Raw genomic sequence first — 16,217 nt, 5'->3', positions numbered from 1 at the left:
CAGCCACTGCAGGGTGGCACAAGCGAGAAACGCACTCAAAAGGCGATGATCAGAAATGGAAAAGGCCGCAGAAGCGGCCTTTCGGTATTGCAGCAGTTTACCTTTTTTTGTGAGGCTTACTGGTTTTGTGCGGCGGCGCCGTACTTAATCTTCGCCTCTTTACGCAGGTTTTCCAGCAGCGCTTCAAAGGCAATCTGCGCGTTGTTTTGCGTCACGCCTTTTACCATTTCATCGATCTGCGCCTGCGGCATGTTGCCCGCGCTGACCTTATCCAGCGCGACCAGCACCACGTTGCCCTGCATATCTTCGCTGACACCCCAAGACGGCTTGTTATCCGCTGGCTGTGGCAGGTTGAATGCGGCCTGTGCCACCGGATCCTGCGCGTTGCGATCGACGGTTTTGCTGGCGCTCAGCGTCAGGCCAGCCGCCTGCAGCGCGTCCTGTTTGCCCGCTTTCAGCTCGGTCAGCAGTTTGTCTGCCTGCGCTTTGGCCTGCTGCGTCGCTTTGTCATGCTTCAGGCTGTCGGCAATCTGCGCTTTGACCTGATCAAGCGGTTTAACCGCTTCCGGTTTGTGCTCGCTGATGCGCAACACAAACGCCCGATCGCCATCAACGCTGATGATGTCGGAGTTGTTGCCCGGCGCGCCGTTCTGACCGGTCAGGCCACCGTTGAAGATCGCCTGTTTAACCGCATCGAAATCGAGATCGGCCGGCACGTTATCGCGGGTGATCCAGCCCGTTTCCACTACTTTCAGGCCAGATGCCTGTGCGGCGCCCGCCAGGGATTCGTTGTCGTTGCTGGCGGCTTCGCTCACCTTCTGCTGCATCTTATAGAAGGCGTCGACGGCTTTTTCCTGCTTCACTTTATCCGCCACCGCATCGTGCACCTCCGCCAGCGGTTTAACCTGCTCTGGCTGGATATCGTCCAGACGCACCACCAGGAAACCTACTGAGGACTTGATCACGCCAGACAGCTGACCTTTCTGCGTCAGGTTGGCGTTTTTCAGCTCATCCGGCGTGGTGTTCGGCTCCAGCCAGCCCATGTCGCCGCCTTTACGCGCAGAGATTGGGTCGATGGATTTGCTCTTCGCCAGCGTGGCGAAATCCTCGCCCTTTTTCAGCGCATCCAGCACCGCGTTGGCATCGGCTTCGGTTTTGGTCTGAATGATGCTGTAACGGTTGCGCTGCGGCTGTGAATAGTCGGCTTTGTGCTGATCGTACCAGCTCTGAATATCCGCTTCGCTGGCGTTCTCCTGCAGGCTGGCCGCATCCATTTTGATATAGCTGACGCGGAACTGCTCAGGTGCCATAAAGCTGCTCTGATGCTGCTGGTAGTACTGATTGATTTCGTCGTCGCTGGCGGTTTGTTTCGCGGCCAGCGCATTAACGTCAATCACCGCCTGACGAATCTCGCGCTGCTGCGAGACCAGATCCACCAGCTTGCTGGTTTCACCCTTCAGCATGAAGTCGGTATTGGCGATGGCGTTGATCAGCTGCTGCGTCGCCAGCTGCTTGCGCAGCGCTTCGGCGTACTGATCGGCACTGAAGCCCATGCTGGCGATCAGGCCGTTGTATTTCGCGTTGTCGAACTTACCGTTGGTCTGGAAAGCCTGCTGATTGAAAATAGCCTGCTTCACCTGATCGTCGCTGATGCCAATGTGCAGATCTTTGATGTACTGATCGAGCAGCGCCTGATCGATCAGCTGTGACAGCGCCTGCTGGCGCATCTGCTGCATGTAGCCGTCGTTGCTGGCCAGCTGCGAGAACTGGTCGCCCAGCATCTGCTGCTGACGGTTGCGCTCGTTGTTAAACGCCTGTTCCAGCTCACCGCGGCTAATTTCATGGCCGTTCACTTTGGCAGCGTAATCGCTGTTACCGCCAATCAGGTAGTTGCCCACCCCGGTCAGTACGAATGACAGGATGATCAATCCCAGAATGATCTTGAGCACGACATGGTTCGACGCCGCGCGTAAATTGTCCATCATGGTATGACAACACTCCGCTGTAGTGTGGATGTAAAGCTCTGACACGATGTCATCATCGTGCAGCTGCGGTTCAGGCTGGCAGCTGGCAACCATGCGGAGACTGAAGCCAGCGGCTAAAGTCGCGCATCAAGATAAAAAAAGGCACATCAAAAATGATGTGCCCGTATGTTACATGAGAACGCCTTTTTCGTCCTCAATCCATGGAAGAAAATGCTTCGATGGACAGGTCAGCGGTCATTAATTGACGGCGTCTTTCAGTGCTTTACCTGCACGGAAGCCCGGTACTTTACCAGCCGGGATGGTGATTTCTTTACCGGTTTGTGGGTTACGGCCGGTGCGGGCAGCACGCTCGCGTACAGAGAAGGTACCGAAACCGACCAGTGCCACTTCGTCACCGCCTTTCAGCGCGTCAGAAACGGAGCCCATGAATGCATCTAACACACGTCCCGCTGCCGCTTTAGAAATGTCAGCGTCTGCAGCAATTTTGTCGATCAACTGTGACTTATTCACTCTCTTCATCCCCTCTTTTATTATTCACTCGCACCCGCGCTTCCCGCCCGGTGCGAACGCGCAGCCAGTTATATCAAGCCTGTGGAGCTGAAACAACGGTATTCATCTTAATCGTTGATCCAGCAGCCCCCTAAATTAGCGGCACAAAAAAAAGCTGGCAAGCCCGATTTGGCCTGCCAGCTTCGCTTTTTAGCGCTTTTTGTCGCTAATCACTATTTTGCCGTGGCAACCTGCATCCCGTACGGGGCATTTTCCAGCGCCAGGCTCAGCACTTCTTCAATACGCTTCACCGGATGGATCGACAGATCGGCAATCACGTTCTGTGGAATCTCTTCCAGATCGCGCTTGTTTTCGTCCGGGATCAGCACGGTTTTGATGCCGCCGCGATGCGCCGCCAGCAGTTTCTCTTTCAGGCCACCAATCGGCAGTACCTGACCGCGCAGCGTGATCTCGCCGGTCATCGCCACGTCCGAACGCACCGGGTTACCGGTCAGACAGGAGACCAGCGCGGTACACATCGCGATACCGGCGCTTGGACCATCTTTCGGCGTCGCTCCTTCCGGTACGTGCACGTGGATGTCACGCTTCTCGTAGAAGTCACCGTTGATGCCGAGTTTTTCCGCACGGGCGCGGACTACCGTCAGCGCCGCCTGGATTGACTCCTGCATCACCTCACCGAGTGAACCGGTGTAGGTCAGCTTGCCTTTGCCCGGCACGCAGGCGGTTTCGATGGTGAGCAGATCGCCGCCCACTTCGGTCCACGCCAGGCCGGTGACCTGACCAACACGGTTTTCGCTGTCGGCACGGCCGTAATCAAAGCGCTGCACACCCAGGAAATCCTTGAGGTTTTCGCCGTTGATTTTGATGCTCTTTTTCGCTTTGTCCATCAGCAGCGCTTTCACCGCTTTACGGCACAGCTTGGAGAGTTCGCGCTCCAGGCTACGCACGCCCGCTTCACGGGTGTAATAGCGGATAATGCCGATAATGGCGCTATCGTCAACGCTGATCTCTTTCTCTTTCAGCGCATTACGCTCGATCTGCTTCGGCAGCAGGTGCTGTTTAGCGATGTTGAGCTTCTCATCTTCGGTGTAGCCGGAGAGACGGATCACTTCCATACGATCCAGTAGCGGAGCCGGAATGTTCATGGAGTTAGAGGTAGCCACAAACATCACATCTGACAGATCGTAATCCACTTCCAGATAGTGATCGTTGAACGCAATGTTCTGCTCCGGATCCAGTACCTCCAGCAGCGCTGAAGCCGGATCGCCGCGCATGTCGGATGACATTTTGTCGATCTCATCCAGCAGGAACAGCGGGTTTTTCACGCCGACTTTGGCCATTTTCTGGATCAGTTTGCCCGGCATCGACCCGATATAGGTACGACGGTGGCCGCGGATTTCCGCTTCATCACGCACGCCGCCCAGCGCCATACGCACATATTTACGGCCGGTGGCTTTAGCGATTGACTGTCCCAGCGAGGTTTTACCCACGCCCGGCGGTCCGACCAGACACAGAATCGGCCCTTTGATTTTGCTGACGCGACTCTGCACCGCAAGATACTCAAGGATGCGGTCTTTCACGCGCTCCAGACCGTAATGGTCGGTATCCAGCGTCTCCTGCGCTTTCCGCAGGTCTTTTTTCACCTTGCTGCGCGCGTTCCACGGTACCTGCACCATCCAGTCGATGTAGCCGCGCACCACGGTGGCTTCCGCTGACATCGGTGACATCATCTTCAGCTTCTGCAGTTCGGCTTCGGCCTTCTCGCGCGCCTCAGCCGGCATTTTCGCCGCGTCGATTTTGCGTTTCAGCGCTTCGTATTCATCCGGCGCATCATCCATCTCGCCCAGCTCTTTCTGAATCGCTTTCATTTGCTCATTCAGATAGTACTCGCGCTGGCTTTTCTCCATCTGCTTTTTAACGCGGTTGCGAATACGCTTCTCAACCTGCAGCAGATCGATTTCCGATTCCATCATCGCCATGAGATATTCCAGACGCTCATTGATGTCGGACATCTCCAGCACTGACTGTTTATCAGCCAGCTTAAGCGGCATATGCGCCGCGACGGTGTCGGCGAGACGCGCCGCGTCGTCGATGCTGTTGAGTGAAGTCAGCACCTCCGGCGGGATTTTTTTGTTCAGCTTGATATAGCCTTCAAACTGATTGATGGCGGTACGCACCAGCACTTCCTGCTCGCGCTCTTCAATTTCCGGCGAGATCAGGTATTCGGCCTGGGCAACAAAGTGGTCGCCATTGTCCGCTAAAGTGGTGATGTGTGCGCGCTGAAGACCTTCCACCAGCACCTTAACGGTGCCGTCTGGCAGTTTCAGCATCTGCAGTACGGAAGCAACGGTCCCTACTGCGAAGAGATCGTTAATACCAGGTTCATCCGTTGAAGCCTCTTTCTGGGCAACCAGCATGATCTTCTTGTCATGATCCATCGCCGCTTCGAGGCAACGAATCGATTTTTCCCGACCAACAAACAACGGAATTACCATGTGCGGATAAACCACCACGTCGCGCAACGGCAACACGGGGATTTCAATGCGTTCAGAACGCTCAGGATTCATAGAGCTCTCTCTTAGTTTAATGTCCGCCAGGTGATGGGAACCGCGTGATACAGGCTGTATGCAGTTAGACCCACAGGATTATGAGTATATGGGGATGCTTGCACGACATTCAATGTCACAGAGGTGAGAAAAATAAAAGGGGAAACATTTTCCCCTTTTTTAAGATAACAACGTGGTGTAATTGATTATTTATTCGCCAGAAGCCTGGGCTTCATGCTTACCGTAAATCAGCATCGGGTCAGATTGCCCCTCGATTACTGACTCATCGATCACCACTTTCTCTACGCCTTCCATTGATGGCAGGTCGTACATGGTTTCGAGCAGCGCCGCTTCTACGATAGAACGCAGACCACGTGCCCCGGTTTTACGCGAGTTCGCTTTTTTCGCAATCGCCGTCAGCGCTTCGTCACGGAACTCCAGCTCCACGCCTTCCAGGTTAAACAGCGCCTGATACTGCTTGGTCAGCGCGTTTTTCGGTTCACGCAGGATCTGGATCAGCGCTTCTTCGCTCAGCTCGTTGAGCGTCGCCACCACCGGCAGACGACCAATGAACTCCGGAATCAGACCAAATTTGATCAGATCTTCCGGCTCAACCTGTGACAGCAACTCGCCTTCGCTGGCTTTCTGCGATTTACCTTTGACAGTCGCACCAAAGCCAATACCGGAGCCGGTTTCAACACGCTGTGAAATCACTTTATCGAGGCCGGCAAACGCACCGCCACAGATAAACAGGATTTTCGAGGTGTCGACCTGCAGAAACTCCTGCTGCGGATGCTTACGTCCACCCTGCGGCGGCACGGCAGCCACTGTGCCTTCAATCAGTTTCAGCAGCGCCTGCTGCACGCCTTCACCTGACACATCACGGGTGATAGACGGGTTGTCTGATTTACGGGAAATCTTATCGATTTCATCGATGTACACGATGCCGCGCTGCGCTTTCTGTACGTCGTAGTCGCACTTCTGCAGCAGTTTCTGGATGATGTTTTCCACATCCTCGCCCACGTAACCGGCTTCGGTCAGCGTAGTAGCATCCGCCATGGTGAAAGGCACATCCAGCAGGCGCGCCAGCGTTTCCGCCAGCAGGGTCTTACCGCTACCGGTTGGACCGATCAGCAGAATGTTACTTTTGCCCAGTTCAATCCCGTTGCTGGTGTCGCCGTTACGCAGACGTTTGTAGTGGTTGTACACCGCCACCGCCAGCACTTTTTTCGCCTTCTCCTGACCGATAACATAATCGTCAAGGTGATGGCGGATCTCATGCGGCGTCGGGAGCGCGCTGCGCTCGCGGTGCGGGGCCACTTCTTTAATCTCTTCGCGAATGATGTCGTTACAAAGATCGACACATTCGTCGCAAATATACACTGACGGCCCGGCAATCAGCTTACGGACTTCATGCTGGCTTTTGCCGCAGAAAGAGCAGTACAGCAACTTACCTGAACCGTCTTTGCGCTTATCTGTCATCAGCTAACCTCTTTTCGTTCTCAGACCTAATTGGTGTACGGCAATGGCCGCACAGCAACGGCCGATATGCATGCAACTCACCTGTCTGCACCCGTTAACTATAGCGTAAGGGGCAGACAGATGTGTCTTATTGGCGATGCGTCAGGATGGAGTCGACCAGGCCATACTCTACCGCTTCGCTGGCAGAGAGGAAACGATCGCGCTCGGTGTCGCGTTCAATCTGCTCCAGCGATTTGCCGGTATGTTCCGCCATCAGCTCATTCATACGCTGCTTCACTTTCAGGATTTCACGCGCGTGGATCTCAATGTCCGTCGCCTGGCCCTGATAACCGCCCAGCGGCTGGTGAATCATCACGCGTGAGTTTGGCAGACAGAAGCGCTTGCCTTTGGTCCCCGCCGTCAGCAGGAATGCGCCCATCGAACAGGCCTGGCCCATACAGATGGTGCTCACGTCCGGCTTGATGAACTTCATTGTGTCATAAATCGACATACCGGCGGTAATTACACCACCTGGCGAGTTAATGTAGAGGTAAATGTCTTTTTCAGGATTCTCAGCTTCCAGAAACAGCATCTGCGCCACAATCAGGTTCGCCATGTGATCCTCAACCTGACCGGTCAGGAAGATCACGCGCTCTTTAAGCAGGCGGGAGTAGATGTCGTAAGAACGCTCGCCGCGCGAGGTTTGTTCGACCACCATTGGCACCAGCGCATTGGTTGGTGCAGTAAATTCACGATCGCCACTGTATGACATTACCGTCTCCTGATAAATTTCATTGGCAACATTCTGTACCGATTTTACGCGAGGCGCGCGGCGAAAACTATGCGCAGCGGTCTCGTTCCGACATAACAGGACGGTTAATCAGCCAGTCTTACTGTTTTCACGCATTCTCCCTGTATCTGGGGATGCAGCCCAGTTGTTTCAAGCATAACAACCTTTTCCCCATTCGCTAACACGGAAAAACAGCTTAGCGAAGAATTTGCCGATTAATTAGTCAAATAGCGCACAAATGTGGTTGGTTTCCGCCAGAAACGAAAAAGCCCGCGACACAGCGGTCGCGGGCTTTAGCACTCAGGGTTAACTCACGAATCAGGCCGCAGAGGTCTGGTTCATCAGCTCCTGGAAGTTAGTGGCTTTGTCAGTTACTTTGGCTTTCGCCAGTACCGCTTCAACCGCCTGCTCTTCCAGCGCAACGTTGCGCATGTTGTTCATCAGCTCGCTGTTTTTGCTGTAGAACTCGATCACTTCCTGCGGATCTTCGTACGCAGAAGCCATCTCTTCGATCAGCGCTTTAACGCGATCTTCATCGGCTTTCAGCTCGTTGATGCGAATTACTTCGCCCAGCAGCAGACCGACCACAACGCGACGTTTTGCCTGCTCTTCGAACAGTTCACGTGGCAGTTCCAGCGCCTGCTTCTCGTTGCCGCCGAAACGCTGTGCAGCCTGACGACGCAGAACGTCGATTTCGCTGTCGATCAGTGCCACTGGCACGTCGATTTCGTTCGCGTTAACCAGACCGTCAATCGCCTGCGTCTTCACGCGGTTACGGATAGCGCCTTTCAGTTCGCGCTCCATGTTCTTACGCACTTCAGCGCGCAGACCTTCAATGGAGCCATCTTCCACGCCGAAACGCTTGATGAATTCAGCGGTCAGCTCCGGCAGTTCGCGGGTTTCCACTTTCTTCAGCACGATGTCGAACTTCGCATCTTTGCCTTTCAGGTTTTCCGCGTGGTAGTCATCCGGGAATTTCACGTCGATGGTGAAGGTGTCGCCGGCTTTCTTGCCAGTGATGCCTTCTTCGAAGCCTGGGATCATACGACCCTGACCCATCGCCAGCACGAAGTCAGACGCTTTGCCGCCTTCGAACTCTTCGCCGTCTACAGAGCCGGTGAAATCGATGGTCGCGCGATCTTCTGCTGATGCAGCGGCATCAGTCTCTTTCCAGGTCGCCTGCTGCTTCTGCAGGGTTTCCAGCATGGTGTCGACGTCAGCGTCGGTCACTTCAACCACCGGTTTTTCGACCTCGATTGCATCCAGGCCTTTCAGCTCAACTTCCGGATACACTTCGAACTCAACCGCGTAGGTGAAATCTTCACCTTCTTTATACTCACCCGGCACGTAGTTCGGTGCGCCAGCTGGGTTGATCTTCTCTTTGATGATGGCGTCAACGAAGTTACGCGTCATCAGCTCGCTCAGGACGTCCTGACGAACAGAGGCACCGTAGCGCTGATTAATGATGGTAGCCGGCACTTTGCCTTTACGGAAACCGTCGATACGGACTTTCTTAGCCACTTCCACCAGTTCTTTCTTCACTGCGCTTTCGATGCTGTCCTTAGGAACAGTAATCGAAATGCGACGGCCCAGACCCTGAGTGGTTTCTACTGAAACTGTCATCTTGTTACCTCAAAAAATCACGTGCTCGGTCAACTTCAGACACCACACAATTAATGCGCCGTATCCAACAACCGGGACGGCCTCTGCAGGCAGAACCTAATCCCTGTCACCAGAAGCGTCCCGAAGACATTCCGGAAAAATAGACGCCGCATTATAGCGGCATCCCCGGAATGAGTCGAGGCTGCAAACTCACCACTTTTTAACGGTTTTGCTGCTTTTTTGCGCCGCAGATCGCGTTTGTGCATCATTGAGGTAAGAAAAAACGGCCCGCAGGCCGTTTTGGAGGAAGCTGGAGAGGAAAACTCAGGCCAGCGTACCGGCACCGCGACAGTTCGGTGAGGCGAGTACGGTATCCTGCAGTCCATCCCACTCTTTGCGCGTGTAGGTATGCAGCGCCAGCGCATGGACGCTGCCTGCCAGTTCGGTCGCCAGCTCACCATAAATGGCGCGGTGACGCTGCAGGAAGCGCTGTCCGGTGAAAAGGTCGCTGACGATCACCACTTTGAAGTGACTTTCAGAACCGGCAGGCACGTTATGACGATAGCTTTCGTCATGCACTTCGAGATGTGCAGGCTCAAAAGCGTTACGCAGCTTTTCTTCTATTTGTTCGCGAATCATTGTTAACACTCCTCTACGGCGAGCGCTGTGCCCCATCTGTTTAAATATTAGTAGGTTTTTTACCTTTCCCGCAGTCTGGCAGGAAATAAATCCTGCTGCGCTGCGCATCTTAGCCTGCTCAGGCTGTCGGTCAATCGGTTACCGCGTCCGGCTGTCCGAAAAAATCCTTTACAATCAATTTCCCCTGGTGCGGGGCTTTTTTCGCCGTGCCGCAATGCTATGATGGCCGCAGTTTTGCAAACCAACCCATATGCTAACGAGAATGAGTATGTTGAAAAAACTGTTATTCCCTCTGCTGGCTGCCTTTATTTTGGCCGGCTGCGCCAGCAATAACACCACGCTAAACATCCAGCCAAAAATCCAGCTGCCACAGCAGGATCCGAGCCTGATGGGCGTTACCGTCAGCGTTAACGGTGCCGATCAGCGCAGCGATCAGGCGCTGGCCAAAGTGAACCGCGATGGCCAGCTGATCACCCTGACCCCATCACGTGACCTGCGTTTCCTGCTGCAGGAAGTGCTGGAGAAGCAGATGACCTCGCGCGGCTACATGATTGGCCCGAACGGCGCGGTGGATCTGCAGATCGTGGTTAATGGCCTGTACGCCGATGTTACGCAGGGCAACGTGCGTTACAGCATCACCACCAAAGCGGATATCTCTATTATCGCTACCGCGAAAAACGGCAACAAGCAGGTGAAAAACTACCGTCAGACTTACAGCGTAGAGGGTGCCTTCAGCGCCACTAACGATAAGATCACCAACGCGGTTAACTCGACCCTGAGCGACGTGATTGCCGATATGGCGCAGGACACCAGCGTCAATAACTTCATCAAGCAAAACGCGCGTTAATTTTCCGCAGTAACCTGCCCGGTCCCCGCTGACCGGGCTTCATTTCAGGCTGGCTATGACATCTCACTATCTGCGTATTTTTACCCAACGTAACGCTGCGGTCCTGCTGCTGCTCGGTTTCGCTTCCGGTCTGCCGCTGGCGCTGACCGCCGGTACGCTCCAGGCCTGGATGACGGTAGAGAATGTCGACCTGAAAACCATTGGTTTCTTCTCCCTCGTCGGTCAGGCTTACGTGTTTAAGTTCCTGTGGTCGCCGATGATGGATCGCTATACCCCGCCCTTTCTTGGCCGGCGGCGCGGCTGGCTGCTGGTCACGCAGTTAGCGCTGATTGCCGGCATTGTGGCGATGGGCTTTATGCAGCCGTCACGCGACCTTACCCTGCTGGCGGCGCTGGCGGTGCTGGTGGCTTTCTGCTCAGCCTCGCAGGATATTGTGTTTGATGCGTGGAAAACCGATGTGCTGCCGCCGGAAGAGCGTGGCAGCGGCGCGGCGATTACCGTGCTCGGTTACCGGCTGGCGATGCTGATTTCCGGCGGCCTGGCGCTGTGGCTGGCGGATCGCTATCTCGGCTGGCAGGCCACCTACTGGCTGATGGCGCTGCTGATGGTGCCCGGTCTGATCGCTACGCTGCTGGCGCGTGAACCTGAGGCGCCGGTGCGCGAGCCGCACTCGCTGCGTCAGGCCGTCGCGTTTCCGCTGAAGGATTTCTTTCAGCGCAACAACGCCTGGCTGCTGATCACCTTAATCATTCTCTACAAGCTGGGCGACGCGTTCGCCGCTTCGCTCACCACCACTTTCCTGATTCGCGGCGTGGGCTTCAGCGCCGGTGATGTCGGTCTGGTGAATAAAACGCTCGGCCTGCTGGCGACTATTATTGGTGCGCTGTACGGCGGCGTGCTGATGCAGCGCCTGAGCCTGTTCCGCGCGCTGATGATCTTCGGCGTGCTGCAGGCGGTATCTAATTTCGCTTACTGGCTGCTGGCGGTAACGCCACCGCATCTGTGGAGCATGGCCAGCGCGGTATTTATCGAAAACCTGTGCGGTGGCATGGGCACCGCCGCCTTTGTGGCGTTGCTGATGACGCTGTGCAACAAATCGTTCTCGGCCACGCAGTTCGCGCTGCTGTCAGCGCTGTCAGCGGTTGGACGCGTGTATGTCGGTCCGGCGGCTGGCTGGCTGGTCGAACTATGGGGCTGGCCGGTATTTTATGCCTTTACCGTGGTGGCCGCCGTACCAGGCCTGCTGCTGCTGTGGGCGTGTCGCGGCACGCTACAGGCAATGCAGCACAGCGGTGAATTCATGAAGCGCAGCCTGTGGCCACAGGGTTATCGCTGGACGGTACGCCTGTTCGCGACGGGCTGTACGCTGCTGGCGCTCTGGCTGCTGACGCTGGCACTGCGTGCGGCGGATATCTGGCACAGCGCGACGCTGCCAACCCATCTGTTTGAGGCAGGGATGGCGCTGGCGCTGCTGGCGGTGCTACTCGGCGTGATGCTGGACTGGCTGGCATTAAGAAAAACAGCGTCAAATCGTGCACATTAACGCTGCGCTATTTGCCAGACGGGGATAAATCGCTTAAAAATAGCTCCTGGCGAATTTTAAGCGATAGCATTTTTTTTAACGCGAAATAGAAACATTAAATTAACAATCCTGCGTAATATTTAAATCCGGTGAGCAATTAATTTGTAGAAATTTCATCGCCAAAATGATGCAGAATTGTTAAATAAATGAGTATTAAAACTCCGGTTTATGCTTTCCCTGTTTTCTCTGCGGTTAATGTCATTGGTTTTTGTTATATTGCCGCCAACTGCTTGTCGCAGTTAATAATTTGTCACCCTGCGCAACATCTGTGACACCCTTAGCAAAAGGTGTCAACAGCCTTCTGACACATCCTTAAGCTGGTTTACACTGCATAAACCTTCCCGTAAAATGCGCGCACACTTAAACGACAATAGAGCCCTTTGTCATTGAGGTCGTTAAATGAGACTCAGGAAATACAATAAAAGTTTGGGGATTTTGTCATTAATTGCAGGCGCTGTATTACTCAGCGGCTGCGATAGTGCGTTGTTAAATCCCAAGGGACAGATTGCACTGGAGCAACGTTCACTGATTCTGACAGCTTTCGGCTTGATGATGATCGTCGTTATTCCGGCAGTCTTAATGGCTGTTGTGTTCGCCTGGAAATATCGGGCAACCAATACCAACGCGAAGTATAGCCCTAACTGGTCACACTCTAACAAAGTGGAAGCCGTGGTCTGGACCATTCCGATCCTGATCATTCTCTTCCTCGGCGTGCTGACCTGGAAATCAACCCACGCGCTGGAGCCGAGCAAACCGCTGGCCTCTGACGTGAAACCGGTTGAGATCGACGTAGTGGCACTGGACTGGAAATGGCTGTTCATCTACCCGGAACAGGGTATTGCAACCGTCAACCAGATTGCCTTCCCGGCAAATACTCCGGTGAACTTCAAGATCACCTCGAACTCCGTCATGAACTCCTTCTTTATTCCTACGCTCGGCAGCCAGATCTACGCCATGGCGGGTATGCAGACCAAACTGCACCTGATCGCCAACGAGCCAGGTACGTTCGACGGTATCTCTGCTAACTTCAGCGGTCGCGGTTTCTCTGGCATGAAGTTCAAAGCCATTGCCACCAAAGACGATGCGGAATTCCAGCAGTGGGTTGCCAAAGTTAAAGCGGCACCTAACACGCTGACCACCATGGATGATTTCGAAAAACTGGCTGCGCCAAGTGAAAATCACCCGGTGGAATATTTCTCAACTGCGAATCCGGAACTGTTCAAGCAGGTTATTGATAAGTTCATGATGAGCCACGGGAAAATGGACATGTCGCACGAAGGCATGGACATGAATCACGCCGCAGCTGCGGGAGCCGAGGAATAATACGATGTTCGGAAAATTAACACTGGATGCAGTGCCCTACCATGAACCCATTATCATGGTTACGGTCGCCGGTATCATCATTGGTGGTCTGGCGCTGATCGCTGCTATTACCTATTTCGGTAAATGGCAGTATCTGTGGTCTGAATGGTTAACCTCCATCGACCACAAAAAACTGGGTATCATGTACATCATCATGGCCTTTGTCATGCTGCTGCGCGGCTTTGCCGATGCGGTAATGATGCGTACCCAACAGGTGATGGCTTCCGCCGGGGAAGCAGGCATACTGCCACCGCACCACTACGATCAGATCTTCACCGCTCACGGCGTGATCATGATCTTCTTCGTGGCGATGCCTTTCGTGGTGGGTCTGATGAACATCGCGGTTCCGCTGCAAATCGGTGCCCGTGACGTTGCCTTCCCGTTCCTGAACAACCTGAGCTTCTGGTTCACCGCTATCGGTGTGATCCTGGTTAACCTGTCACTGGGTGTGGGCGAATTCGCACAGACCGGCTGGCTGGCTTATCCACCGCTCTCGGGGGCAGAATACAGTCCTGGCGTCGGGGTCGATTACTGGATCTGGAGTCTCCAGCTCTCCGGTATTGGTACCACGCTGACCGGTATCAACTTCTTCGTAACCATTCTGAAGATGCGTGCACCGGGCATGGACCTGTTCAAGATGCCGGTATTCACCTGGGCAGCACTGTGTACTAACGTCCTGATTATCGCTGCGTTCCCGGTTCTGACCGTGACGCTGGCACTGTTGACGCTTGATCGTTACCTCGACTTCCATTTCTTTACCAATGATATGGGCGGTAACATGATGATGTACGTCAACCTGATCTGGGTCTGGGGTCACCCGGAGGTGTACATCCTCGTTCTGCCGGTGTTTGGTGTCTTCTCTGAAGTCACGGCCACCTTCTCGAAAAAGCGTCTGTTTGGTTACACCTCGCTGGTGTGGGCAACCATCGCCATTACCGTTCTGTCGTTCATCGTTTGGCTGCACCACTTCTTCACCATGGGTGCCGGTGCGAACGTTAACGCCTTCTTCGGTATCATGACGATGATCATCGCGATTCCGACCGGGGTGAAAATCTTTAACTGGCTGTTCACCATGTATCAGGGTCGTATCGAGTTCAACTCGGCGATGCTTTGGACCATCGGCTTCCTGGTCACCTTCTCCGTTGGTGGGATGACCGGCGTACTGCTGGCGGTACCAGGCGCAGACTTCGTGCTGCACAACAGCCTGTTCCTGATTGCACACTTCCACAACGTTATCATCGGTGGTGTGGTGTTCGGTTGTATGGCTGGCGTGACCTACTGGTTCCCGAAAGCCTTCGGCTTCACCCTGAACGAAACCTGGGGCAAACGTGCTTTCTGGTTCTGGATCATCGGCTTCTTCGTTGCCTTTATGCCGCTGTACGCTCTGGGCTTCATGGGGATGACCCGTCGTCTGAGCCAGGACATCGATCCGCAGTTCCACTCTCTGCTGGTAGTTGCAGCAGGCGGTGCAGCGCTGATCGCCTGCGGTATCCTGTGCCAGCTTATCCAGTTCTGGGTATCGGTACGTGACCGTGAGCAGAACCGCGATCTGACCGGTGACCCGTGGGGCGGCCGTACGCTGGAGTGGGCAACCTCTTCACCTCCGCCGTTCTACAACTTTGCTGTGATCCCACATATCCACGAGCGTGATGCGTTCTGGGAAATGAAAGAGAAAGGCGAAGCGTACAAGCAGCCAGAAAAATATGAAGAAATTCATATGCCGAAAAACAGCGGCGCGGCCATTGTTATCGCTGCCTTCATGACAGTCTTCGGTTTTGCCCTAATCTGGCACATCTGGTGGCTGGCAGGTCTTACTTTCCTTGGCACCATCGTGACCTGGATTGTGAAGAGCTTCGATGAAGACGTGGATTACTACGTACCGGTTGCTGAAATCGAGCAGATCGAGAAGAAGCACTTTGATGACATCAGCAAAGCAGGTCTGAAATAATGTCAACTGAAACCGTTAAACACCACCACGACGCCCATGCGGAGCATGGGCATCACGATGCGGGAGCCAATAAAGTCTTTGGCTTCTGGATCTACCTGATGAGTGACTGCATTATCTTCGCAACCCTGTTTGCGACCTATGCGGTCATGGTTAACAACACTGCCGGTGGCCCGGCAGGTAAAGATATCTTCGAACTGCCGTTTGTGCTGGTTGAAACCGCGCTGCTGCTGCTGAGCTCCATCACGTATGGTATGGCAGTGATTGCGATGAACAACCAGAACAAAGGTTCGGTCATCAGCTGGCTGGCGTTGACCTTCCTGTTCGGTGCCGGATTTATCGGGATGGAAATCTATGAATTCCATCACCTGATCAAGGAAGGTTTCGGTCCTGACCGCAGCGGCTTCCTGTCTGGCTTCTTTACGCTGGTCGGTACGCACGGTCTGCACGTGACCTCTGGTCTGATCTGGATGGCCGTGCTGATGTTCCAGATCGCTAAACGCGGTCTGAGCGCCACCAACCGCACCCGTATCATGTGTCTGAGCCTGTTCTGGCACTTCCTGGATGTGGTGTGGATCTGCGTATTCACCGTTGTCTATCTGATGGGGGCCATGTAATGAGTCATTCTGTAAACGAACATGGTGCATCTCACGGTAGCGTGAAGTCTTACATGATCGGCTTCATCCTCTCGATCATCCTGACGGCGATCCCGTTCTGGATGGTGATGGATGGCAGTGCTTCTCACGGCACCATTCTGGGTGTGGTTCTGGTGTGTGCAGTGGTTCAGGTGCTGGTGCACCTGGTCTACTTCCTGCATCTGGACAGCAAATCCGAGGGTGGCTGGAACATGGTGGCCATTGTCTTCTCCGCGGTCATTATCCTGATTGTGGTGATTGGCTCACTGTGGATTATGTGGAACCTCAACTACAACATGATGGCCCACTAAAG

13 protein-coding genes are annotated in these 16,217 nt (G+C 54.4%); 6 read left to right on the top strand and 7 right to left on the bottom strand.

The genetic code is table 11. From position 1 onward, the window contains the following. Positions 1-116: 116 nt before the first annotated feature. The 7 genes from ppiD to bolA form a co-directional block, all read right to left on the bottom strand. The gene (gene ppiD, locus CBW22_RS06045; RefSeq protein WP_088516477.1) at positions 117-1,985 is read right to left on the bottom strand and encodes a peptidylprolyl isomerase; all 1,869 of its coding nucleotides are present in this window, start codon (positions 1,983-1,985) and stop codon (positions 117-119) included. A 237-nt stretch (positions 1,986-2,222) separates the two neighbouring features. Beyond that, positions 2,223-2,495 carry a nucleoid-associated protein HU-beta gene (hupB, locus tag CBW22_RS06040; protein WP_014606441.1) on the bottom strand — a complete coding sequence of 91 codons (273 nt, stop codon included), beginning with the start codon at positions 2,493-2,495 and terminating at the stop codon, positions 2,223-2,225. 212 nt (positions 2,496-2,707) lie between these two features. Further along, a complete protein-coding gene (lon, locus tag CBW22_RS06035) occupies positions 2,708-5,062 on the bottom strand; it encodes an endopeptidase La (RefSeq protein WP_021507187.1) in 2,355 nt (784 codons plus the stop codon). 189 nt (positions 5,063-5,251) lie between these two features. After that, positions 5,252-6,523, bottom strand: coding sequence for an ATP-dependent protease ATP-binding subunit ClpX (clpX, locus tag CBW22_RS06030; RefSeq protein ID WP_021507186.1), 1,272 nt, complete (start codon positions 6,521-6,523; stop codon positions 5,252-5,254). Between the two features lie 127 nt (positions 6,524-6,650). Then, complete coding sequence (gene clpP, locus CBW22_RS06025) at positions 6,651-7,274, bottom strand: ATP-dependent Clp endopeptidase proteolytic subunit ClpP (RefSeq protein WP_010616837.1); 624 nt, start codon at positions 7,272-7,274, stop codon at positions 6,651-6,653. A gap of 336 nt (positions 7,275-7,610) precedes the next feature. Next, positions 7,611-8,915: a trigger factor gene (gene tig / locus CBW22_RS06020; protein WP_021507185.1), complete on the bottom strand. Its 1,305-nt coding sequence runs from the start codon at positions 8,913-8,915 to the stop codon at positions 7,611-7,613. A gap of 303 nt (positions 8,916-9,218) precedes the next feature. Then, positions 9,219-9,533 (bottom strand): transcriptional regulator BolA, encoded by a 315-nt coding sequence (gene bolA, locus CBW22_RS06015; protein WP_058757958.1) that lies wholly within the window; start codon positions 9,531-9,533, stop codon positions 9,219-9,221. A gap of 268 nt (positions 9,534-9,801) precedes the next feature. Here bolA and CBW22_RS06010 point away from each other — a divergent pair, with 268 nt between their 5' ends. The 6 genes from CBW22_RS06010 (at position 9,802) to CBW22_RS05985 (ending at position 16,215) form a co-directional block, all read left to right on the top strand. Then, a complete protein-coding gene (locus tag CBW22_RS06010) occupies positions 9,802-10,380 on the top strand; it encodes a lipoprotein (protein ID WP_021507183.1) in 579 nt (192 codons plus the stop codon). A 55-nt stretch (positions 10,381-10,435) separates the two neighbouring features. Further along, positions 10,436-11,923 (top strand): muropeptide MFS transporter AmpG, encoded by a 1,488-nt coding sequence (gene ampG, locus CBW22_RS06005; RefSeq protein ID WP_059010558.1) that lies wholly within the window; start codon positions 10,436-10,438, stop codon positions 11,921-11,923. Positions 11,924-12,361: 438 nt separating this feature from the next. Next, complete coding sequence (gene cyoA, locus CBW22_RS06000; RefSeq protein ID WP_031279652.1) at positions 12,362-13,285, top strand: cytochrome o ubiquinol oxidase subunit II; 924 nt, start codon at positions 12,362-12,364, stop codon at positions 13,283-13,285. 4 nt (positions 13,286-13,289) lie between these two features. Continuing rightward, positions 13,290-15,272, top strand: coding sequence for a cytochrome o ubiquinol oxidase subunit I (cyoB, locus tag CBW22_RS05995; protein WP_021507180.1), 1,983 nt, complete (start codon positions 13,290-13,292; stop codon positions 15,270-15,272). Then, positions 15,272-15,886 carry a cytochrome o ubiquinol oxidase subunit III gene (locus tag CBW22_RS05990; protein WP_021507179.1) on the top strand — a complete coding sequence of 205 codons (615 nt, stop codon included), beginning with the start codon at positions 15,272-15,274 and terminating at the stop codon, positions 15,884-15,886. Before cyoB ends, CBW22_RS05990 begins: the two co-directional genes overlap by 1 nt. Continuing rightward, entirely contained in the window at positions 15,886-16,215 is a 330-nt protein-coding gene (locus CBW22_RS05985) for a cytochrome o ubiquinol oxidase subunit IV (protein ID WP_022549333.1), read from the top strand. Before CBW22_RS05990 ends, CBW22_RS05985 begins: the two co-directional genes overlap by 1 nt. The last annotated feature ends 2 nt before the right edge of the window (positions 16,216-16,217 follow it).

It is taken from the genome of Pantoea sp. VS1 (assembly GCF_002207995.1).
GTDB classification, from domain to species: domain Bacteria; phylum Pseudomonadota; class Gammaproteobacteria; order Enterobacterales; family Enterobacteriaceae; genus Pantoea; species Pantoea dispersa.
Note: the sequence above shows the minus strand (reverse complement) of the source record. Positions and strands in the feature narration are given on the sequence as shown.

Coding starts and splice junctions, on each gene's coding strand:
- tig (WP_021507185.1), bottom strand. CDS start 8,915: ATGACAGTTTCAGTAGAAACCACTCAGGGTCTGGGCCGTCGCATTTCG.
- clpP (WP_010616837.1), bottom strand. CDS start 7,274: ATGTCATACAGTGGCGATCGTGAATTTACTGCACCAACCAATGCGCTG.
- clpX (WP_021507186.1), bottom strand. CDS start 6,523: ATGACAGATAAGCGCAAAGACGGTTCAGGTAAGTTGCTGTACTGCTCT.
- ampG (WP_059010558.1), top strand. CDS start 10,436: ATGACATCTCACTATCTGCGTATTTTTACCCAACGTAACGCTGCGGTC.
- CBW22_RS05985 (WP_022549333.1), top strand. CDS start 15,886: ATGAGTCATTCTGTAAACGAACATGGTGCATCTCACGGTAGCGTGAAG.
- bolA (WP_058757958.1), bottom strand. CDS start 9,533: ATGATTCGCGAACAAATAGAAGAAAAGCTGCGTAACGCTTTTGAGCCT.
- ppiD (WP_088516477.1), bottom strand. CDS start 1,985: ATGATGGACAATTTACGCGCGGCGTCGAACCATGTCGTGCTCAAGATC.
- cyoB (WP_021507180.1), top strand. CDS start 13,290: ATGTTCGGAAAATTAACACTGGATGCAGTGCCCTACCATGAACCCATT.
- CBW22_RS05990 (WP_021507179.1), top strand. CDS start 15,272: ATGTCAACTGAAACCGTTAAACACCACCACGACGCCCATGCGGAGCAT.
- lon (WP_021507187.1), bottom strand. CDS start 5,062: ATGAATCCTGAGCGTTCTGAACGCATTGAAATCCCCGTGTTGCCGTTG.
- CBW22_RS06010 (WP_021507183.1), top strand. CDS start 9,802: ATGTTGAAAAAACTGTTATTCCCTCTGCTGGCTGCCTTTATTTTGGCC.
- cyoA (WP_031279652.1), top strand. CDS start 12,362: ATGAGACTCAGGAAATACAATAAAAGTTTGGGGATTTTGTCATTAATT.